The organism is Streptomyces sp. SAS_270, from assembly GCF_052543295.1.
In genome coordinates, this window is the sequence record NZ_JBMNDS010000076.1 from 1 (window position 1) to 20,274 (window position 20,274).

At 69.1% G+C, this 20,274-nt stretch carries 19 protein-coding genes and 4 pseudogenes; 17 read left to right on the forward strand and 6 right to left on the reverse strand.

Features of this window, described 5'->3' with window-relative positions; genetic code table 11:
* Positions 1 to 569: 569 nt before the first annotated feature.
* Complete coding sequence (locus tag ACN6LB_RS35770) at positions 570 to 1,130, reverse strand: TetR/AcrR family transcriptional regulator (protein WP_445029475.1); 561 nt, start codon at positions 1,128 to 1,130, stop codon at positions 570 to 572.
* A 104-nt stretch (positions 1,131 to 1,234) separates the two neighbouring features.
* Between ACN6LB_RS35770 and ACN6LB_RS35775 the strand changes: the two genes are divergently transcribed.
* From ACN6LB_RS35775 to ACN6LB_RS35790, 4 genes and pseudogenes are all read left to right on the forward strand, one after another.
* Positions 1,235 to 1,519 (forward strand): hypothetical protein, encoded by a 285-nt coding sequence (locus tag ACN6LB_RS35775; protein ID WP_445029476.1) that lies wholly within the window; start codon positions 1,235 to 1,237, stop codon positions 1,517 to 1,519.
* Between the two features lie 226 nt (positions 1,520 to 1,745).
* Positions 1,746 to 2,753, forward strand: a pseudogene (locus ACN6LB_RS35780) (IS701 family transposase); the annotation flags it as partial.
* Between the two features lie 3 nt (positions 2,754 to 2,756).
* Positions 2,757 to 3,314, forward strand: a complete 558-nt coding sequence (locus ACN6LB_RS35785) for a hypothetical protein (protein WP_445029518.1) — start codon at positions 2,757 to 2,759, stop codon at positions 3,312 to 3,314.
* 487 nt (positions 3,315 to 3,801) lie between these two features.
* Positions 3,802 to 4,545, forward strand: coding sequence for a DinB family protein (locus ACN6LB_RS35790; RefSeq protein ID WP_445029519.1), 744 nt, complete (start codon positions 3,802 to 3,804; stop codon positions 4,543 to 4,545).
* Positions 4,546 to 4,569: 24 nt separating this feature from the next.
* Here the strand turns inward: ACN6LB_RS35790 and ACN6LB_RS35795 are convergent.
* From ACN6LB_RS35795 to ACN6LB_RS35805, 3 genes and pseudogenes are all read right to left on the reverse strand, one after another.
* Positions 4,570 to 5,028 (reverse strand): annotated as a pseudogene (locus tag ACN6LB_RS35795) (DUF3418 domain-containing protein); the annotation flags it as partial.
* Positions 5,029 to 5,036: 8 nt separating this feature from the next.
* Positions 5,037 to 6,200 (reverse strand): hypothetical protein, encoded by a 1,164-nt coding sequence (locus ACN6LB_RS35800; protein WP_445029477.1) that lies wholly within the window; start codon positions 6,198 to 6,200, stop codon positions 5,037 to 5,039.
* Positions 6,201 to 6,484: 284 nt separating this feature from the next.
* Positions 6,485 to 6,824, reverse strand: a pseudogene (locus ACN6LB_RS35805) (helix-turn-helix domain-containing protein); the annotation flags it as partial.
* 148 nt (positions 6,825 to 6,972) lie between these two features.
* Between ACN6LB_RS35805 and ACN6LB_RS35810 the strand changes: the two are divergent.
* The 9 genes from ACN6LB_RS35810 to ACN6LB_RS35850 all read left to right on the forward strand — a co-directional run bounded on the left by ACN6LB_RS35810 (position 6,973) and on the right by ACN6LB_RS35850 (position 15,063).
* Entirely contained in the window at positions 6,973 to 7,635 is a 663-nt protein-coding gene (locus ACN6LB_RS35810; protein WP_445029478.1) for an HAD family hydrolase, read from the forward strand.
* Positions 7,636 to 7,748: 113 nt separating this feature from the next.
* Positions 7,749 to 8,951, forward strand: a complete 1,203-nt coding sequence (locus ACN6LB_RS35815) for a helix-turn-helix domain-containing protein (protein ID WP_445029479.1) — start codon at positions 7,749 to 7,751, stop codon at positions 8,949 to 8,951.
* Between the two features lie 181 nt (positions 8,952 to 9,132).
* The gene (locus tag ACN6LB_RS35820; protein ID WP_445029480.1) at positions 9,133 to 9,579 is read left to right on the forward strand and encodes a hypothetical protein; all 447 of its coding nucleotides are present in this window, start codon (positions 9,133 to 9,135) and stop codon (positions 9,577 to 9,579) included.
* A gap of 429 nt (positions 9,580 to 10,008) precedes the next feature.
* Positions 10,009 to 10,896, forward strand: a complete 888-nt coding sequence (locus tag ACN6LB_RS35825) for a glycosyltransferase family 8 protein (RefSeq protein ID WP_445029481.1) — start codon at positions 10,009 to 10,011, stop codon at positions 10,894 to 10,896.
* The gene (locus ACN6LB_RS35830) at positions 10,893 to 11,762 is read left to right on the forward strand and encodes a phosphotransferase (protein WP_445029482.1); all 870 of its coding nucleotides are present in this window, start codon (positions 10,893 to 10,895) and stop codon (positions 11,760 to 11,762) included. Before ACN6LB_RS35825 ends, ACN6LB_RS35830 begins: the two co-directional genes overlap by 4 nt.
* Positions 11,762 to 12,493 carry a glycosyltransferase gene (locus tag ACN6LB_RS35835; RefSeq protein ID WP_445029483.1) on the forward strand — a complete coding sequence of 244 codons (732 nt, stop codon included), beginning with the start codon at positions 11,762 to 11,764 and terminating at the stop codon, positions 12,491 to 12,493. Before ACN6LB_RS35830 ends, ACN6LB_RS35835 begins: the two co-directional genes overlap by 1 nt.
* A gap of 14 nt (positions 12,494 to 12,507) precedes the next feature.
* Positions 12,508 to 13,386: a PIG-L deacetylase family protein gene (locus tag ACN6LB_RS35840; RefSeq protein WP_445029484.1), complete on the forward strand. Its 879-nt coding sequence runs from the start codon at positions 12,508 to 12,510 to the stop codon at positions 13,384 to 13,386.
* Positions 13,383 to 13,997, forward strand: a complete 615-nt coding sequence (locus tag ACN6LB_RS35845) for a hypothetical protein (protein WP_445029485.1) — start codon at positions 13,383 to 13,385, stop codon at positions 13,995 to 13,997. Before ACN6LB_RS35840 ends, ACN6LB_RS35845 begins: the two co-directional genes overlap by 4 nt.
* Before the next feature lie 7 nt (positions 13,998 to 14,004).
* Complete coding sequence (locus tag ACN6LB_RS35850; protein ID WP_445029486.1) at positions 14,005 to 15,063, forward strand: glycosyltransferase; 1,059 nt, start codon at positions 14,005 to 14,007, stop codon at positions 15,061 to 15,063.
* Here the strand turns inward: ACN6LB_RS35850 and ACN6LB_RS35855 are convergent.
* On the reverse strand, positions 15,033 to 16,076 hold the full coding sequence (locus ACN6LB_RS35855) for a phosphotransferase (protein WP_445029487.1): 1,044 nt from the start codon (positions 16,074 to 16,076) through the stop codon (positions 15,033 to 15,035). The genes ACN6LB_RS35850 and ACN6LB_RS35855 overlap by 31 nt on opposite strands.
* A 378-nt stretch (positions 16,077 to 16,454) precedes the next feature.
* On the opposite strand from ACN6LB_RS35855, the pseudogene ACN6LB_RS35860 reads away from it, so the two are divergent.
* Together ACN6LB_RS35860 and ACN6LB_RS35865 are read left to right on the forward strand one after the other, a co-directional pair.
* Positions 16,455 to 16,864, forward strand: a pseudogene (locus ACN6LB_RS35860) (alcohol dehydrogenase catalytic domain-containing protein); the annotation flags it as partial.
* 165 nt (positions 16,865 to 17,029) lie between these two features.
* A complete protein-coding gene (locus ACN6LB_RS35865) occupies positions 17,030 to 17,287 on the forward strand; it encodes a hypothetical protein (protein WP_445029523.1) in 258 nt (85 codons plus the stop codon).
* A gap of 229 nt (positions 17,288 to 17,516) precedes the next feature.
* Here the strand turns inward: ACN6LB_RS35865 and ACN6LB_RS35870 are convergent, their stop codons facing one another.
* Positions 17,517 to 18,140 (reverse strand): TetR/AcrR family transcriptional regulator, encoded by a 624-nt coding sequence (locus ACN6LB_RS35870; RefSeq protein ID WP_445029488.1) that lies wholly within the window; start codon positions 18,138 to 18,140, stop codon positions 17,517 to 17,519.
* A 204-nt stretch (positions 18,141 to 18,344) separates the two neighbouring features.
* Between ACN6LB_RS35870 and ACN6LB_RS35875 the strand changes: the two genes are divergently transcribed.
* Both ACN6LB_RS35875 and ACN6LB_RS35880 read left to right on the forward strand, forming a co-directional pair.
* Positions 18,345 to 19,160, forward strand: a complete 816-nt coding sequence (locus ACN6LB_RS35875; RefSeq protein ID WP_445029489.1) for an oxidoreductase — start codon at positions 18,345 to 18,347, stop codon at positions 19,158 to 19,160.
* A gap of 108 nt (positions 19,161 to 19,268) precedes the next feature.
* The gene (locus ACN6LB_RS35880; protein ID WP_445029490.1) at positions 19,269 to 20,111 is read left to right on the forward strand and encodes an alpha/beta fold hydrolase; all 843 of its coding nucleotides are present in this window, start codon (positions 19,269 to 19,271) and stop codon (positions 20,109 to 20,111) included.
* Positions 20,112 to 20,274: the final 163 nt, after the last annotated feature.

Genomic DNA, 20,274 nt, shown 5'->3' on the forward strand with positions numbered 1-20,274 from the left:
GCGGCGCTGATGTCATTCAACTCGGGCACGAACTCCGCCGGGTTGGGCATCCGGGAGATGGAAGTGTTCGTCATGGCTGCTCTCCTTCGCTTCGGCCTGATCGGCGTCTTCACAGCTCTGACCCGCCGGCGCCCGCACATGTGACAGGAATCCGGAAAACTTCTCCAACGCACTCCGGACCGGGCGCCAAGTCGGTCGCTTCGGGGCGCTGCCGGGAGAGGGTCTGCGAAACCATCCGCTTGACCGGTCACCGGATTCAGTCGCGTCGAACTGGCTGTGTCGCCTTTCGCGGATGTCGTTTCGACGTGAGTTCGGGAGTGACCGACCGATGACTCTCATGATCAATCTCAGTGAGAACTGATGTCACTTGGGCTGACGGCAGCACGTTGGGCTGCTCCCAGCGGTGGGTGCGACGGCCCGGGTCTCTGGCGGAGCCCTTGATGTGGGCGGGCAGAGTCCAGTACTCCAGCTGCAGATCGTGATCTTGCTGGTAGTCGGGCAGCCGCACTTTGAGATCTTCGGCTCTGTGACTTCTCGTGCCTGACAGCCCAGCAGCGGATCTGCGGGGGCTACTGGGTGCTCGGAACGCGCAGGCCATCGAGAATGACGACTAGCGGCCGGTCGTTGGCAGCGTACCGGCAGGCTTGAGAGGCGCCGGCGAGCAGCGCGATGACCTCCCTGACTCCGATGTCCATGCGTACCGCCGCTGCCCGCTGCGCCTGCTGCAGTAGGGCGGCCACGGCTTCGGTCAGCTCTTCGGCGACCGGCGCGACGACCTCGTTCGGGTGAATGCCCAATTCGGCCAGTGCGTCCACGAGTTCGAGTTTGGTGGCCGAGCCACGGACGACGGCGGTGAAGAAGTCGAAGAAGGCCGCCCCTGCATCCGACGATGCGGCGTGTTCGCGGGCGTCGGCGGCGACCCGTGCAAGGCGCTCCGCGACAAGTGCCTGCAGCAACGCCTCCTTGCTCGGGAAATGCCGGAAGACGGTACCGACACCGACGCCGGCCGCGCGGGCGACCTCCTCGGTGGAGGCGGCCGTACCTCGGTCCGCGAAGACCCGCTCTGCCGCGGCCAGTACCCGTGCGCGGTTGCGCCGCGCGTCGGCGCGCAGGGGCCGGACGGTGGTCATCGGCCACTCCTTGCAACCGGAGTGATCAGTCCGTATCCTCTAATCGGAGTCACAAGTCCGATTCTAGGGTCAACACATTCCACGGCAACGGGATGGAGACTGGCATGTGGCAGGCGGTACTGCTCGCGTTCCTGGCCGGCATGCTGGCTGCCAACGCGTATCCTCACTTCGCCAAGGGCATCGCGGCGGAACGGTTCCCGACCGTGTTCGGCTCCTCCCCGGTGGTCAACGTGCTCGCTGGCTGGTCGGGCCTGGCGCTTGCCGGGCTAAGTCTTTGGGGCGCGCATCCAGGCCGGCATCCCGGCTGGGCGCTGCTCGGCATAGCCATCGGTGCATTGCCGATGGGCCTGTTCCACGCCACCGGCCATACGATTGGCGCTCGCGACTGAACTCACCCCACCCACCAGGTCGGAACGAACTCTTCGACGAAACCGTTGCCGGGTAAGTGATCGGGCGACGTGTCGCGGCCGAGCATGGGGCGGCCACCGGCTGTCAGGTGCAGAGACGGGTACGGCCGCCGTTGATCATCGTGAGTTTTGTGGACGAACGACAAGACGGTGGTCGCAGGTCACAGCATAGATCCCGGCCGCTGGCGGGAAGCGTTCCTGGGTGGCCATGGGCCGGATCGCGGGACGGTTTGTGCGGGTCGAACCCCGGCTGCGGGCAGGGCGGTTGGTGCTGGGCCTGCTGTCCGACCTCCCGCGCAAAGACTGCTGGACGATCGCGGAGTGGGCCGGGGAAGCGACTCCGCACGGCATGCAGCACCCTCTGTGTCGGGCTCCTGGGACGCCGACGCGGTCCGCGACGATGTGCGCGAGACATCGTCGAACACCTCCACGACGAGGCCGCGGTGCTGGTTGTCGACGAGACCGGCGACCTGAAGAAGGGCACCCACACCGTCGGAGCCCAGCGCCAGTACACCGGCACGGCCGGGCGGATCGAGAACTCCCAGGTCGCCGTCTATCTCATTTACGCGGGGGCCGCACGGACACGCGGCGGTCGACCGGGAGCCGTACATCCCGCGCTCCTGGACATGTGACCCGGCCCGCTGCCAAGCCGCGGGACTCGGCGAGGACACCGCCTTCGCAACCAAGCCGGAACTGGCCCGCAGGATGATCGAACGGTTCCTGGACGCCGGACACCACGTGGGCTGGGTCGCCGGGGACGAGGCCTGCGGTGGCAACCCGAAGCTGCGAGCCGCCTTGGAGGAACGTGGCCTGGGTCATGTGCTCGCGGTGGCCTACTCAGCCGAAGTGACCACCAGCGCCGGCACGTTCCGCGTCGATGCCGTGGCGAAGAAGGTGCCCAAGCGGGCCTGGCAGAAGCTCTCAGCCGGACGTGGCGCGAAGGGACAGCGGTTCTACGACTGGGCAGTCATCGACCTGGCCGAGGCGGCGCCGGGCCACCACCACGTGCTGATCCGCCGCAACCGCACCACCGGTGAACTCGCCTACTACCGCTGCTACTCACCCGAACCGGTTTCTAGCGCTGGTAGTACCAATTCTCCAACAGGGCTGCTCTCGGTGTCAGTCCTTGGCAGTAGCGTTCGCACGGCATCTGTCACCCACTCAATTCCGCACCGGAGATGCTATGGCTGACGCCTACTCGCCCATTCCCGAACTGAACCTGCTCAAGGAGTTCTCCGACGGACCTGGAGAGAGCTACTTCTCGGAGGGATTCGAGTTCTACGAGTACGACCGACCCGACGCCGGCTTGGTGGAGTGGCTGTGCCTTGAGGGGCGGGAAGAGGAGGTACGAGGCCACCTCGACCGACTCACCCCCTTCGCGCAGGCCACCGGTTCGGGTTCGTTCTACGCCCTGTGGCACTGCGACAACCGCACCGACTTCGCCACACTTCCTGTCATCCGCTTCGGCGACGAAGGTGATCTCGACATCATCGAGGGCCTGCAGAACCTGTTCCGGCTGCTCGCCATCGACGACGAGTCGTTCATCTCCTGGGACGAGGAGCGCGAGGCGGACCCCGACGAGGAGCACACCCCTGGGCACGAGGCGTACGTGGCTTGGATGAAGGAGACGTTCGGCCTGACCCTGCCCACCGAAGCAGACGAGATCCTGAGGTCGGGCGGCAAGAAGTACGGCGTCCGGTTCATCGACTGGCTGGAGGAGTTCGGGTCCCAGGAACTCGACTTCGGCTCGTGGCGCAAAGAACTCAGCGGCTCCTGACCGTCAATATGCCATGCCGGGCGCGCCTGCGCCCGGCACCCTGCCAGTTCGCGGGGCTCCGGCGCCTTCCAGGGCTCTACGCGCTGCAGCCTCATCGCTTTGACTCCGATGGAGCGTCATGACGTCCTCCCCGTTTCCGGAACCCGATCCCCAGCCCCCGCTCTCCCGCTCCGCGCCGGGCCGGGCCGCAGCGCAGCTCAGACGCCAGGTACGTTTCCCCAGCAGCAGAACCACCCCCAATTCTTATCTTTCAGGGGCAATCTGGTGCGGTCACCAGCGCCTCTGGCTATGTGGGTGAGCAGCGACAGCGCCTGTTGGTCGGCGGGGACAGCACCCTGTGAAACTTCACCGCCACCTCGCACGGATTCGCCGGAACATGTGCGCTTTGGAGACGGATTCGTTGGAGGCGATCGCGACGCTGTTGCGTTCTTCGCGCTCGGTCAGGACCTGGAAGAGGTCAAATCAAGCCGGGGAGGCTGGCTTGTCGGTGCTCGGACCTAGTATGCGGAGCATGACGCGATATGTGGACGAGGATCTGCACGGTGCGGAGTTCCGCGAGTGCGATCTGACTGGGGCACGCCTGATCGGCGTCGTCATGCAGGATGCTGTGATCGACGGGCTCATCACCAACCTTGTGGTGAACGGTGTCGAGGTCACCGAGTACGTCGAGGCAGAGCTCGACCGGCGGCATCCGGTGCGGGTGCTGATCCGCTCCGAGGACCCTGCCGATCTGCGCGAGGCATCGCGTCAGCTCCATGCCGGCTGGACCGCCACGATCGAGCGAATCCGCCGTACACCCGGCATCGAGCGCCGCAGCGTGAACGACGAGTGGTCGGCGGTGCAGACGATGCGCCACCTGGTCTTCGTCCACGACTCGTGGTTCCGCCGCTGCTGCCTGGGCTCGACGGAGCTGTTCACGCCGACGGGCATCGGGACGACCGTCGAGCCCTACCGTGGAGCGCACGGGCTTGACCTCTCGCTCGATCCGGCCCTCGAAGAGATCGTGAGCGTGCGTGACGCACAGGCCGCCGAGCTCGAGGCCTGGCTCGACAAGGTCACCGCTGTGCAACTCGCAGCTCGAGCACCGGTGCCCGACGACGATGTCTGGCCGCCGTACGCCCGGGGCCGCTTGGTGCGGCAGTGCCTCGGCACGGTGCTCAACGAGACCTTCGAGCACCACAGCTTCTGCGTCCGCGACCTCGACCTGATCGAGGCACAGGACGCTGAGTAGGGCCGGCGACCGACTCAGCATCTTGCGGATGCGGGCATCGCTGACCGTCTGCGCGGTGCCGAGCTGCTGAGCCCAGAGCTGGACGCGGTACTTCTCGAGCACTCGGCGGGCCTGACCTAGGTGCCGGCCGGGCGGGCGTCGGGAAAGCGGCGAGCTGGTGGAGGTGCGCCGCCTGGAGGTCGGCGATCGCTGACGCCACAAGGCTGACCGCCGCGTACTGCGCCACTCTCGGGCCGCATCGGCCGCGCGGGACCGGGCATGACCCGGGACGGGCCACCGATCTCGCGGTGATGCTCGCCGACGGCGGTGAGGCGATCGCGAATCCGGCCGTGCTGCGGGACCAGGGTGAGGTGTTCGACCCGGCCGCCTCCACGCCCACGGCGTGGCGGTTGCTCGCTGACACCGATGAGGCGGCAATTGCCTCACTGCGAGCGGGCCGCGCCTGCGAGCCGTGCGAGGCGCGACGCCCTCAGGTCTGCGCACCGAACGGGTTACCGCCGGGCCGCGCGGCGACGTACGAGCAAGACCGTACCCGCACCGGCGGCTACCACCGCGGCCGCAGCGCCCGCGAGGGGCAGCGCAGGACCGGAACCGGTGGCGGCGAGGTGCCCGCCATTGGTGGAGGCGCTCCCCGAGGATCCGGTGGCCGAGGAGTTGCCGGTGGTCGCGGATCCCCCCGTCGTCCCGCCTCCGCCGGTGGAACCCGAACCTCCCGCCGACCCGCCCCCGCCCGCCGAACCACTGCCATCGACGTCGAGCAGGATGTCGGCCTTGTCGTTCGCCTTGTTCACGTCGTACGGGCGGGATTCGGCAGTGAGGGCCGCCGAGCCCTTGGCCCCCGCCACCGCCTTGCCGATCTTCAACTTGAAGGAGTAGGTGTTCACCTGGCCCTCCTCCACCCAGCCCTGTGCGATGTAGCAGTCGTAGGTTCCGGCTGCCGACTTCTTGCAGTTTGGTGCCTTGACCGCGGTCGTACCCGAGGGAATCTTGATCAGGATTCGGGTCGGTACCGGAGGGCCCGGTTCCACCAGCACCCAGGCGGGGCCGGCGTTGGTGAACTTCACTTGCAGGTCGATCGTGTCTCCGACCCGGCCCTTCAGCCGCGCTCCCGACACCTGGAAGTCGGCCGTGTTCGCCGCGTTCACCCGCACCCGGGTCTCGGCATAGTCGGGGCTCCCCGAGCTATTGCCGGTGAGAACGGAGCCGGGCCGCTCCACCAGCTTCGCCGCGGGAGCGGTTCCGCGCACGGGCCGGTGGGCGCCTTCGTCGGGGCCGAAATCATAGTCCCCGACGGCGACTTCGAGATCGTCGTACAGCGCCCGGTCGAGAGCCTTGAGGGTCAGCTTCTCGGGCGCGTAGACGACACCCGGCTCTACGGCCTGGTCGAACTCGCAGGTCATCTGGGATCTGGCCGGCAACTCGTCGTAGGAGTTGATGTCCCACCGCACGCAGTTCGAGGGCACGTCGGCGTAATCCAACCCCTTGGTGACGGTGTACCGCAGCCAGACCTTCTCCAGCGCCTGGGTGCCCTTATTGCCGAAGGTGACCGGCGCCTCGAAGGTGCTCCCCGGCTGCACTCCGCTGATCGGCGCGATGGTCCCCAGCACCAGCCCGGCCCCGGAACCATCGGCCACGGCGCAGGGAGCGGTGCTCAACGTGATCAGTGCGCCGGCGCCGATAGCTCCGACGGCCCTGCGAAGTGTACGGAAGCTGTGATCGGAGCGGAGCATGTAATACCTCTGGGTGAAGTGACGAAGAGGATGGTGAGCCGGGGAAGGCAAGTTCCGTCCATCAGACACACGACGACGTCGAACAGTTGTACCGGCGTCCGTCGCGATCGGCCGCAGGGTTGCCGAGTTGCCGACGTCGCCGGCGACTCCAGCCGCGCACACGACGACGTACAGGAACGGCTTCTTGGCCTGCTGGTCGGGCTGGTCGCTCACGCGGGGACCCCCAGTTGACGGCTGAAGTGATGCAGTGCGGGCTGCGTACGGCGACGGTCGCGGGCGGCCATGTCCGCGAGCAGTTCCCGGACAGCGGGGCGGCGGATGTCCTGGGCCGCGCAGCTCTCAGCGATGCGCAGTGCCTGGTAGCCGTCGGCGAGGCGGCCCTGCTGGTTGCAGGCGCGGGCGGCCTCGCCCCCACAGGGCGGCGCGGCGCTGGGGGACGGGGATGTGGCGGCGCATGAGGGGGCGGGCGGTCTTCAGGGCAATGCCGGCGTCCCCGAAGGAGACCGCCGCGCTGACCTGATGGAGGGCAACGTTGGTGGGGCTGAAGCTCACCAGCCGGACACGGATCGCTCTCACACAAGTGCTGTCGGCCGTGGCCGACCTGGTCCAGGGTGCAGCGCACGTGGCTTCTCGTCATCTCACGCTTCCCTCGCGCGATAGCGTCCCCCGTGAGGTCAACGGAGAGGAAGCACGCAGCATGCCGCAGCCCACGGACAGCACCCGCTCTCAAGCCCCGCGCGGGCTCATCCTGGACTTTGCCGGGGTACTGACCGCCGACCCTCGTTCCGTGCACCGGACGTGGTGCGAGTCGGAGGGGCTCCAGCCCGAGGCATGGCGAGCCACGCTCAACGACAACCCGGAGGGCCGACGGCTGTACGCGGCCCTGGAGGTAGGGCAGATCAGCCAAGCCGTATGGAACGAGGGCACCGCTGCTCTGCTCGGTGCGCACGTGGACCCGGAGAACTTGATGGGGCGCGCTTGGTCCGGGGTGCCCACTGCGCAGCGTATGACTGCGCTCGCGCGGGCAGCCAGGGATGCGGGATACCGGCTGGCGCTCCTGTCGAACAGCTTTGGCCTGGACCCGTTCAATCCGTACGAGCACGCGGGCATCTGGGACTTGTTCGACGTGCACGTCATTTCAGAGGTCGTCGGGGTAGCGAAGCCGGACCCGGCGATCTACCAGCTGGCGCTGGATCGCCTCGGCCTTCTCGGGCAGGAATGTGTTTTCGTCGACGACCATCCGGTGAACCTTCCACCTGCCGAGGCCCTGGGTATTTCCACTGTCCTCGCGACTCAAGAGGCAGACACCGTTGCCGAGTTGGAGCGTCTTCTCGGGGTGAGCGCGGTCCTGGCCGCGTAAGGGGCTAATTTCAGCCATTCGGACAACTCCCTGCGTGTCGGGGAGTGTTGGCGGCCGTTGTCCGGTGGGTACCGTCCGGGTCTGGCCGGTTCGGGGTTTGGGGAGGGGCTGTCATGCAATGGTCGGAGTACACCACCGCGGAGCGGCTCAAGACTCTCCGTAGTGGCATGACCCAGGAGCAGTTGGCCGAAGCCGCCGCCGTGTCTGTCGGCGTCGTCCGGAAGCTGGAACGCGGCGGCACCGCGTCCCTGCCTTCCTTGCTGTCGATCGCCTCGGCTCTTGGAACCGACATCGCCGTACTCCTGGGCCAGCAGGCACCTCGGCGCTCCATGGACCGCGACGAGCGTGGCGCCCTGCGTACCCTGTCCGCCGCCACCCACGATGCAGCCATCGGCATCCCGACCGACACCGAGCCCGGCACCGTCGAAGAGCTCCGCCACGTCGTCCGCCACGCCGACACCGCCTACTGGGAAGGCCGGTACACCGAACTCGGCGCGCTTCTCGGAGCCTTGCTGCCCGAGGCCCGCGCCCGTCACGACGCTGCCGGCGCCGGCGAGAAGGAGGCCGCAGCCGGCGTCCTGGCCGATGTCTTCCAGACCGCCGGCATGGCCGCGAACGTCTGGGGGTCGCGCGACCTCGCCTACGCCGCGCTCACCTACGGCCGTCAGATCGCCGTTCAGGCCGGGGACGACCTGCGTGATGCCCACCTCGCTGCAACCACCGCGTGGGTCAACCTCCGTGACGGGCGGACCGCGCAGGGGTTCAAGCTCGCCGCTGCCCAGGCCGACCGGATCGAACCGAAGATGTCGGAGCACGATCCCGACCGACTCTCGGTGTTCGGACAGTTGGTCATCAACGCCGCCGTGGCCGCCTCACGCGGCGGCGCCTCCGCCGACACCGCGCGCGAATACCTCTCCCAGGCCCATGCGGTCGGCGCCCGCCTCGGTGCCGAACACGCCCGCGGCCGGCATGCCCAGCCCTACGGGCCTCTCTACGCCGCCACACAGGCCATGAGCATCGCCGTCGCCCTCGGCGACACCGGAGGAGCGCTGCGCCTCATGGACACCATCCGGCTGGACGACACCGTTCCCCGCGCCACCAGAGCCCGCTACGGCCTCGACGTCGCCCTGACCCACGTGGAGTGCCGCCGGTGGGAGCAGGCCGCCGACACCATCGAAGCCGTCTGCGCCATGGCGCCGGGATGGGTGCAGCACCAGATGCTGCCCGGAGTGATCATCTCCCGCCTGGCCGGCGTTTCCGTCAGCCGTCTGCGCGGACTCGCCCACGCCGCGGGTGTCCCGCTCGGCCTGCGCTGACTGCCACGAGCCGTAGCAGTCGGACGGCCGCCACCCGCATGGCTACCACGCTCCGTGGCGCTACTCACCGGTCCCAGCAGACGGCCCAGCACGGGGCGTGGCAGCACCCGGCACCACGAACTCGCACCATCGCCACGGGCCGTGCCTGTCCCACACGGGCCCCCGACAGCAGGCTTGGGTCATGCCGAACACTCCGCCCGGCGGCCTCGGACACGTCCCGGTCGCCGTCTACGCCTGCGCCACCGGAACGTCAGCCGTCTGCGCGGCCGAACTACGCGCACGCCACTACGCTGACGCCCGCCATTGGCACGTGGCCGGAGCATGGACCGACGACGACCCGGCCGCGGCCCTGGACACCCGACCGGGCTGGTCGGCCATAACAAGTGCTCTGTCCACCGGCCTGATCCGCGGCATCGTCGTCGCGGGCGCCTCCCATGTCGCCGCCGACGCCGCCCACTTCGCCGCCCTCGGCGTTCTCATCCGCGATCGAGGAGGCTTCTTCCTCACGGAAGCGGCGCCCGGGCCCCGGCACCGCACCCCAGGCCAGCACGAACGTCGCCGTGCCCTCCTCGACGCGGCTGTCGGTTGGTCGCCGCGGGACCACTTCGCACCAGGGATCGCCCCGTGAACGGCCGCCACAGGACTCCTGAGACGCTCGGTGACCCGGTCGGACGCTTACTGGCTGGGGTCTGGCTCGTTGGCCACGTAACGGCCGTATTCACCCTCGGAGCCTTGATCACTGACAACCCGGCCCATGCCACGGCTAAGAAGCCGACAGCGGCTCAGCCTGACCTCGATCTGCAGCAGGAAGAGCACGACCTGTAGACCACGCCGCCTCGTGGGCCCACGAGGCCGCGTCTTTCCCCATGGCCGACCACATCGCCGGGTCGTCGGCCCCGCGCGGCAGCCTCACTGCGGCCAGACCTAGCGGTCGTCGACCGGGTCCCCTCGTCCCTCATCACCGGCGGCCTCCCCGTACCGCCCCGCGGCTAAGCACCTCTGGACACGTCGAGCAGCCGCGGGGCCCACCACTCTACGACCGGAAGGCGGACCCGCCGTGTACGCGTTCGGCCTCTGCATCGACCGGCACTACCTCACCCCCGGCCTCGCCATGATCACTGGCCTGGCGGACAGCCTCACCCCCAACGCCCGCAGGACTGCTGCGCTGCGCGTCCTCACTCTCGACCTCGCTCCGGACCACGCGCTGCTCCTCTCCGATCTCGCCAAGCGGGCCGGCTTCGGCTCCTTCGACCTCGCCCACCGCGCCCCGTTGCGCGTCTCGCGGATGGCCGACGCCTCGTACATCACCGTCACCACCTACCTGCGGTTCGAGTTCACGGCGGCGTTCGTCCGACGCCCGTATCTGATCTACGTGGACGCCGACACCCTCGTTCGCGGCGACCTGACCACGCCGCTCAACGCCCTCAACCCCGGTGAACTCAGCGCTGTACCCGACGAGTTCAACCCGGCCGTCGGTGAATGCCCGGCCCTGCCCGGCGCCGCGGAACGCTGGCCGCACCTCAAGGGGCGCCCCTACTACAACGCCGGTCTGCTGTGGGCCCACACCACCGACCTCCCCGCCATCCGGCGCGGCGTCGTACATGCCCTGATCCGGCAGCGTCGGCACATCCTCCACAACGACCAGGACGCCCTGAACCTGTGGCTCCTGCGCGCAGGCCGCGTCCGCCCGGTCGACGCCGGCTACAACCGATTCGAAGTCCACCGCTACCTCGAACGCGGCAACTGGGTGCGCCGCGTTGTCACCCGCCCCCTGCGCCCCGATCCGGCCGCAGCCCTCGTCCACTTCGTGGGCCCGGAGAAGCCGTGGCAGACGGCCTGCCCGCCCACGGACGACGTCCGGGAGTACCGCGCCCTCCTGCGGCGCGCCCTGCGACACACCCGCGCACTGGGCGCCGCCCACCCCGAACCCGTGGGGCTTCGATGAGCACGCCCCCTCCGATGGTCTCCCGCGCCTGCGCCACGCTTCTCGGCACGCCTGCCCGGACTGCAGAGCGCCTCAAGACAGGTTCCCGCACCGCCGTATACCGGGCCCGCCTTCGCGACGGCCGGAGCGTGATCGTGAAGCTGTACGCGCCCACCGCCCGCCGCAATGCGCTCACCGAAGCGACAGCGATCCGCGCGGCTGCGGCGGCCGTGCCCGTCCCGGAGATGCTCGGCAGTGGCACCGCCTCGGATGAAGACGCCACCGCGCTCATCCTCTCCGACCTCGGCTCCTGCACCCTGGGCACCGCCGTACGTGCCGGCCGTATCCCCCGCTCTCAGGCGCTCCAGGACCTTGGCGGGCTCCTCGGCCGCCTGCACCGGGCGCCCGTCATGCGGTCGGTGCCACGACGGCCGTTCATCGACGCCGTCTCCGCACTGACCGGCCGCTGCCCGTCCGAACTGCTCGATCGGATCGCCCCCGCGCTCGCTCTCATCGCCGACACGGCACCGACGGTGTGGTGCCACGGGGACCTCCACTTCGACAACGTCGTCCTTTCCGGCTCCCAGGACACGCGCCATCTGGTCGATTTCACCGACGCCGGCCCCGGTCGGCGGGAGTCGGACGTCGCCCATGCCCTCGTCATGACCGCCGCCCACACACCGTGCGACCGCGAAGCGCTCACCAGCCGATACTCCCTCGCCCTGGACAACGCCCGCCTGTCGGCATGGGTGGTCTTGATCACTGTCCGCTGCTGGGCCTATGCCGCCCCCGGTGAGGACCAAGCGCTGTGGTCGCGCCGCCTGGCCGACGTCACCCACCAGACACCCCACCTGTTCCGCACACAACGCACAGAGAGGACTTCCTGATGACCGGCCCAGGACTGGCAGTTGTCATCCCTGCCCACAACGAAGCCGCCTACCTGCCCCACTACCTTCCCACCGTTCTCGCCTCCCTCTCCCGATGGGAGGAGACGAGCGGTCAGCAGGGGGAGGTGATCGTGGTCGACAACGCCTCCACCGACGCCACCGCCGACATGGCTGCCTCCTTCGGCGCCCGCGTCATCAGCGAAAGCGTCCGCAGCATCGGCCGGGTCCGCAACAGCGGCGCAGCCGCTACCGGAAGTCAGCGGCTGTTCTTCACGGACGCCGACGTCGCCCTGCCCGTGGAAGCGGTCACCGCCGCGGCAGCGGCGATGGACGCAGGGGCGGTCGGCGGCGCCATCCCGCCCCTCTACACCCCTAAGAGGCTCGGGGCGCGACTGCTGTGCGCGTACTGGGACCACTACCGCACCGCCCACGGCGGCGCGCAGGGTGTCGCCCAGTTCGTCACCGCCGCGGCCTTCGAGGAGGTGGGCGGGTATCGCGACGACCTGTTCATGAGCGAGGACGTCGACTTCTTCACCCGCCTGACGGCCCATGGGCGTGCCACCGCCGCCCCAGTCGCGATCCTGGACGAGTTGCGCGTACGCCCCTCCACCCGCCGCTACGACCAGTGGTCCAGCCTCCGGATGCTGTGGTGGCAGAACCCCGTGACCGCCCGAATGCGGCTCGGCTCCGCGCGCATGTGGCGCCACTGGTACGAGAGCACCGTCCGATGAGCCAGGAGCCTCACATGACCGTGGCCCTGCCAGTGCCGGACGCGGAAGGGATCTACACCTTCCCCGACGACCTCCTCCGCGCCCACCAGGAGTGGACCGACCACCTCGTCGAACGCCACCGCTCCCACGACCATCACGTCATCGAGCTGATGGCCCCGCACGACGGCCGCCCCTACTTCATCGAGCGGCGCCACCCGTCCGGCCGCCCCGTCCTCGCCATCGAACCGCACCACGACGACTTCGCGCTGTCGGCCTCCGGAACCTTCCTCGCCCACCCCCGCCGGCTCACTGTGGCCACGGTGTTCACCCGCTCCACCAGCGTCCACCCGGCCTTGGAGGACGCCTACACCACCGAGGCCGCCGTGTCCGACCTGCGCAACCGGGAAGGCGCCGCCGCACTCGCTCCGCTCGGCGCCAATCGGGTCCTCCTCGGCCACAAGGACGCCGACCCGCCGTACCGGCCCTACAGCCCAGACCGTCTGGAACAGATCACCGACGAACTCCGCGAGGTCGTCGACGCCCATCCCGACGCCGAACTCCTCGCCCCGGCCGCCGTCACCCGGCACCCCGACCACCTCCTCGTGCACGAGGCCGCGGTCCGCCTCGGATGCCGGTGGTTCTGGGAAGACCTTGCGTTCTGGTCCACCTACGCGCTCGCCGGATGCGACCAGCACCTCTTCCGCGCCCGCACCGGCCCGACCATGGCCACCGAACTGGTCGACATCACCGACGTGATCCTCGACAAGACCACCGTCCTGCGGATGCACGGCTCCCAGATGCACCCCGCCCGGAAGATGTACCGGCCTATCCGGCACGCCTGGGCCACCGCCACCGGCCTCCCGGCCGGCACCGGAACCTACACGGAACGCTTCTACCGGACGGAGTCCCCGTGAAGATCATCGCCCTCGAAGGGCCCTCGTACGCGGGGAAGTCCACCGCGATACAGCACCTGCGCAACTGCGGCATCGAGGGACGGGCATACGTGTCCGGCTGCTACGTCAGGCACATCGCGCACCGCGACGACATCCCCCCGGCCCGCACCGACTCCGCAGCCGCACAACTCGCCGCATTCGAGAAGTTCATGGCCATCGAAAACGCCCGGGTCCGTGCGGCACTCGCCAGCGCCAAGCCCGCAGCAATCCTCGACCGCTCCGTCGACACCCTCCTTGCCCACGGCCACGCCCTCGACGCCCTGTTCGGTTACGACGTCCACCACCAGCTCCGCGACCGACTCCAGGAGCTCCCGTTCCTCCGCCCCCACCACACCCTCTACCTCGACGTACCCGCCGAAGTACTGACCCTGCGCCGCAAAACGGCCGGGCATACGGCAGCAGAGTCCGACTACTTCCTCCACGATCCAGAGTTCCTCGCCCATGCCCGGGACTACTTCGTCTCACGAGCGCAATCGCCGGTCTCGCGGGAGGTGACCGTCATCCCCGCCGACACCGGTCCGGCCGACGTCGCCCATGCGGTGGAGGCCCTCGTCACGTTCTGGACGAGGTGACCGGCCGATGCCCACAGCCCTCTTCGCGTGGCGGCGCACCCCACCCCCGCTCTTCATCGGCGGGGCCGAGGTCAGCCAGCAACTCCTCGCCGAGGAACTCGCCGCAGCCGGCTGGCAGACCGTCTATCTCGGCTCCCACCAAGCGCCCTGGGACCAAGCCACACAGCTGCCACAGCTACGGGCCTTCCTCGACGCCCACCACACCCACCATGCGGCGACGCAGGGCGAACTGCGCTACCGATGGAACGGGGTGGACTGCATCGCCGTACCGCAGCAACGGACTGCGTCCGCCCTCGACAGCTTGCTGTCGAAGCTGCGGCCCGACGTCGTATTCACGTCACAGGAGGGCGCGGCGGACCTTGCCGCCCAAGCCCGGCCCGCCGCACTCGTCGCGGGCATCTTGCACTCCGTATCAAAGACCGGGCTTGGAGTCCTCGCCGGCCAGCCGCACTACGGCCTGGCCGTCTCCGAATTCGTCCGCCGCCGGGCACCGCAGACCGACGGAACCCGTCTCGCCGTCCTCCACCCGCCCTTCGCACCACCCCCGCCGAGCCACCACGTGCCGCGCACCACGTCGGTGCTCATGGTCAACCCGATCCCCGCCAAGGGCTCTGACCTCCTGCACCAGCTCATCCGCGTCATGCCGGAACAGCATTTCACCCTGGTCGAAGGCTGGTGGAACACCGCCGACCAGTTCGCCGCATACCCCAACGTGACCTTCGTCCCGCGGGTCTATGACATGAACCCCTTCTACCGAAGTCACCGCCTTCTGCTGGTGCCGTCCACGGTGGAGGACGCGTTCCCCCGGGTCATCATCGAAGCCGCGCTGCACGGGACCGTGACCATTGGCACCGACCGGGGCGGCATACCCGAAGCCATCGGCAACGCCGGAATCGTCCTGCCTCACACGGCAGAGACCCAGGCGTGGGCGGACGCGATCCGCACCACCGACCACGAGACTCTCGGAGGGCAAGCACGACGGCAGGCGGCACGTCTTGCCTGGCCGCGTCTGCCGGACCTCCAGACCCTCGGGATCTACCCTGTGGTGAACGCGTCCTCAACCTGATCGAGCCGGTCGGTCCACCAGTGCAGCAGCGCCTCGTCAGCGGCGAACAGCTCATCGCAGGAGTAGTCACCGCGGTCGTAGTGGAATTCCAGCTGCCAGAAGTCCGTCATCCGCTTCCACCACAGCCTGCGGGCACCGTCCACGAGCGCGGTGACGTCCAACAGCATCACGGTCCGGTAGCCGCGGACGAACGCCGAGACACGGGCAAGGTCGAACACCCCGTCCACCCCGAACTGCACCTGCGCCGTCCGCACGACCTCTTCCGCGTACGGCCGCACACCGACCCGGTCCCAGTCCAGGACGGCGACCAGCTCCTCGCCCTCCCACAGCAAGTTCCGGTACTGGAAGTCACCGTGTGTCCACCCATGGGCACCCGCGGGGGTCCCGTGCTGCGGACGGAGATGAGCGTGCTTGGTGATCAGTGCCCGACGGTGATCGAGAGCAGCGGAAACCGCCGCGTCGAAGGCGCTGCCGATCCCTCTGGCGACTACAGCCTCGGACAGCCGGTGGGACTTCTCCACGGCCCTCTCCGGCAGCGTGACATCCGCCGAAACCGTATCGGGCACGGCAGGCAGCAGACCCCTATCGCAGACCCGGTCCAGGCTCAGGTGCAGGCGCCCCAGGTGGGCGCCCAGCGAGGCCGTCTCAGTCAGGCTGAGGTCGATGCCGCGGACGTGAGCACCTGCGGCCCACGGGAACAGACACCAGACGCTGCCCTCAACCTCAGCGACCAGGGAACCTGTGGTGGTCGTGACCGGAGCGCTGACCGGGATGCTGTCTTCACCGAGTGCGCCCAGGATGCCGAGGTTGCGGCTCAACCGGTCAAGGGAGACGTCGGTGACCCGCTTGAGGGCGAACGCCCCGGCCGGAGTGTCCACCTTCCAGTTCACGTTCATCAGCCCGTCGGCGAGGTGGCGGGGTTCCCGCACCTCTCCGACGCCGAAGGCGTCGGCCAACTCGGCGAGAACGCTGCCGGGGATGGCGGTCCGGTCGGCCACGGTCGCGTCAGTCACCCGGGGGACGATACGCGAGCGCGGCACACCCAGCCATGAGGATCACGCACATCATCCCAAGGTCTGCCACCGGGTGAAGTAGCCGCACCTCGCCGATCCCTGCCGTCGGCGACAGCTTCCGTTTCCGCGCGTCGTGGCCATTGCAGTCCGCGCGTCTCCAGCTCACCGGCCTGCCCGGCGACAGCGGCACTGGCGCACATGGCAGCGCGCACCCCCGACGTCGGCGCGCCGAGCTGCTTGGTGAAGGCGGCGTCCGGCGGGCCGACGACGCTGACGGCCAGACCAGCTCCGCGGTCGCGGCGTTCGCGGTCGTCGCCACCGTGGCGCCCAGGTGTTTGGCGAGTTGGATGACCGTCGACCCGAGGCCTCCGGCACGGGTACGGCAAGGACGGCGCCCGCGCCGCAGAGTACCCGAGCCCACCGTCGCAGACCGTGACGTCCTGGTCAGGGTGAGCGCCGCCAGCATCAACCCGCTGGACAAGATGGTCCGCAACGGGGAGTTCAAGCAACTCCTCAAGTACAAGCGCCCGTTCGTACTCGGTCACGACCTGGCCGGCGTCGTAACGCGGGTCGGCTCCGCCGTACGCGGCCTCGAAGTCGGCGACGAGGTCTACGGCCGCCCGCGCGACCTGCGGATCGGAGGCTTCGCCGAGTTCATCGCGATCGACCAGGACGATGTAGCGCCCAAGCCGTCCTCGCTCTCGCCGCAGGAGGCAGCCGCGGTGCCGCTGGTGGCCCTGGCCGCCTGGCAGATCCTTGTCGACCATGGCGCGTGAAGCCGGGCCACCTTCACGTCGGCCGACTCTCTGCGCGGTGGTCCGGTGGTCGGTGTGATTCTTGGGGCCTCGGCTTGCCCACCGGTTCCCGCTGGACACAGAATGTCCGGGACACCGCCATAGCGATGTCCCGGCCGGGCTCCGTGCTGCCCGACCCGTTCCGGGTCGGCCGCCTGGATGGACGGCAGCGTGGTGCTGCTGTCCCACACGCTGATCTGGACGGCGCCCTCAACGATCTCCAGGTCCAGCAGGCACGGGCCAGGCGCGTATTTCCGCGCGTTGGTGACCAGCTCGCTCACGACCAGCTGCGCCATGCCCATCGCCCGCTCCGACACCGGCAGCCTGTGCACGGCCTGCACCGTGGCGAGGAAGTCGCGGGCCACGGCACGGGCCTCGGCGAACTCCGCACTGCCCTGGACGCGGCACCGGCCCTGATCGACGGTCGGCAAGCGGGTCCTGGCCCTCATTTTGGGCAGCAGCATCCATGGAACCGCCTCACGTCCGAAGCGCCGAGCGGTGCCCACCCCGCATACCCCCGGAAAACCACAGCACGCGCCGGCACACGAGGTCACGGCGGCGCGTAAACCTACGGGCCGTGTCTCCGCGGCGTCGAAGTGGGCCGACCGCATCAGATGCCTGTGCAACGACGCCGGCCGTGCCCTTCTCAGTGGTGGCGCGGGCGAGGCAGCAAGGCGAACGCGCTCTCCGCGATCGAGGTCAGACGGTCGGGGCTGTGGCCGTACGCGCCTACGACATCGCTCCCGCGGATGACGGTCAGCAGAAGGAACGCAAGGTCGTCGGGATCCGCGTCGGGGTCGATGTCGCCGTTGCGCTGCGCCGCTCGCACACACTCGGCCACCGCCGTCCTGACCACGGAGAAGCAGTCGTTGGCCAGGCGTTTCACCTCGGCGTCGGAGGCGCCGACCTCCAGGGCCATCTTGGCGGCGAAGCAGGCCGCCGCCGCCCGGTCAGAGGCGGGGGGTACGTCGGGGGCGAGTGGCACTCCGTGGACGGCGCGGAGCAAGTATGCGTGCAGTCGTTCCAGGGCGCCCTCGTCCGGTCCGGCGAGCATCTTCGGCGGACCCTGCCCCAGCCGGGCGAAGTAGCCGGTCATCGCCTGCAGCAGCACGCCGTGCTTGCCGTCGAACGCGCCATAGAGGCTGCCGCGGCCCAGGCCGGTGGCGGCGCTGATGTCGTCGACGCTCGTGCCGTTGTAGCCCGAGGCGCGGAACTGCCGCTCGGCGGCATGGAGGACGTGGTCGCGGTCAAAGCTTCGTGGTCTCGCCATACACCGAAGGTAAAGCCGACCCACCCTTCTTGACAAGTCAGTACAGAACCGCCTAGGTTCCTGACTGTTCAGTACATAACTGTCCTGAGCTTGCCGGACAGGCTTGGTCCGGGCTTGCAGGACCGGTGCGGACCGTGTCGAGTCGAGCACAGGCGACCCCGCACTGGGCCCGACGAAGTCATGGCCACAACCGAAGGAACCACCATGCAGACAGCTTCCCCAGTGGCGCTCGTGACGGGCGCCTCCTCCGGGATCGGGCGGGCGGCGGCGCTCGCTCTCGTGGGCGCCGGCTTCGCGGTGGTCGGCACGAGCCGCAACGCGGCGAACGCCAGGCCGCTCGCCGGGGTGACGTTCCTCGATCTCGACGTGGCCTGCGACGAGTCGGTCCGCTCCCTGGTCGGGGAGGTGATCGATCGGTTCGGCCGGATCGACGTCCTGGTCAACAACGCAGGCGTGGGCGCGGTCGGCGCCGGCGAGGAGAGCTCGATCGACCAGGCCAAGAAGGTCTTCGACATCAACGTCTTCGGCCTGATGCGGATGACAAACGCAGTGCTGCCCCACATGCGCGCCCAGGGCAGTGGCCGCGTGGTCAACGTCGCCTCGATGCAAGGTCGGGTCCCAGGGCCCTTCATGGCCGTCTACGCCGCCACCAAGCATGCGGTCGAGGGCTACGCCGAGTCCGTCGACCACGAGCTTCGCGAGCACGGCGTGCGGATGCTGCTGGTCGAGCCGGCCTACACAAGCACGAGTTTCGAGGCGAGCAGCCTGGCACCCGACTCGCCCCTGCCGGTCTACGCCGCACAGCGGGAGATCGCCCGAGACGTGCTGGCCACGGCCCTGCGCACCGCCGACCACCCGGACGTTGTCGCGAAGGTGATCGTCGCGGCCGCCACCGATTCCAAGCCCAAGCTCCGGTACCCCGCCGGCCCGATGGCCAGACGCGTCAGCCTCCTGCGCCGGATCATGCCCTCGCGCGCCTTCGACAGTCAGATCCGCAAGCTCAACCGGCTGGCCGGCTGACCCCGCAGTACACCCGGCGCCTGAGGAGTCGCACATGTCCAAAACCAGAGACACCGAAGACGGCATCGGCATCTGTCGTCCGGCCGCTCTTGGAAAAGGCTGACACACATGGAGTTCGAACACGTCACCTTCGACCTGCCACACGGCACCTTTCACGCGCTGCAGGGTGGTGATCCCGATGGTCGACCGACGCTCGTCCTGCACGGCTTCCCGGACCATCCGCCGACCGCGGAGCCCTTCCTCGCCGAGCTGGGCCGCCGCGGCCGTCACGTCCTCGCACCCTGGCTTCGCGGTTACGCGCCGTCCCCGACCGCGGGGCCGTTCGACTTCGCATCCCTCACCGGCGACGTGCTCGCGCTGATCGACCGCTGGTCTCCCGGGCGAGCCGTGGAGTTGGTCGGCCACGACTGGGGCGCCCTGCTCACCTACAATGCCGTCGTCACCGCGCCGGAGCGGATCGAACGCGCGGTCACGCTCGCAGTCCCCCACCCAGTCACGATGCTGAGCCGGCCGCGCCTGGCTCAGCTACGCCGGATCTGGTACATGGGGCTCTTTCAACTGCCGGGAAGCGGCTGGCTGGCCTCCGCCCGCGATCTCGCCTTCATCGACCGCCTCTGGAGTCAGTGGTCGCCCAGCCTCTCGCTCGATCCAGCTCTGCAGGCGGAGCTGCACGAGCACCTGCGGGTGAGCATGCCCGCGCCTCTGAAGTACTACCGGGCGATGCTGAGACCCGCCATGATCGGGGCGACGCGCCGCCTGTCTCAGCCGATCACGGTGCCCCTGCTGCAGCTCTACGGTGCCGACGACGGCTGCTTCCTCCCCCCGCAGGTCGACGACCGGCATCGGTTCGCCGCCCCGCACGCGATGGAGGTCGTCCCCGACGTCGGTCACTTCCTGCACATCGAGGCCCCCGAGGCGATCGCGGAACGGATCGCGGCATGGGCCGAGTAGCGGATCACTCGACCCTCGCGGCGAGACCACCGGGATGGGCGGCGCGGGGCCGACCGGCAGGCCGAGGTCGACCGGCTGCCGGCCCTCGGCGCGCGGACATCGGCCAGAAAGAGCAGTCCTGGACCACCCTGGTGGACCCGGAGGGCAACGAGTTCTGCGTGCT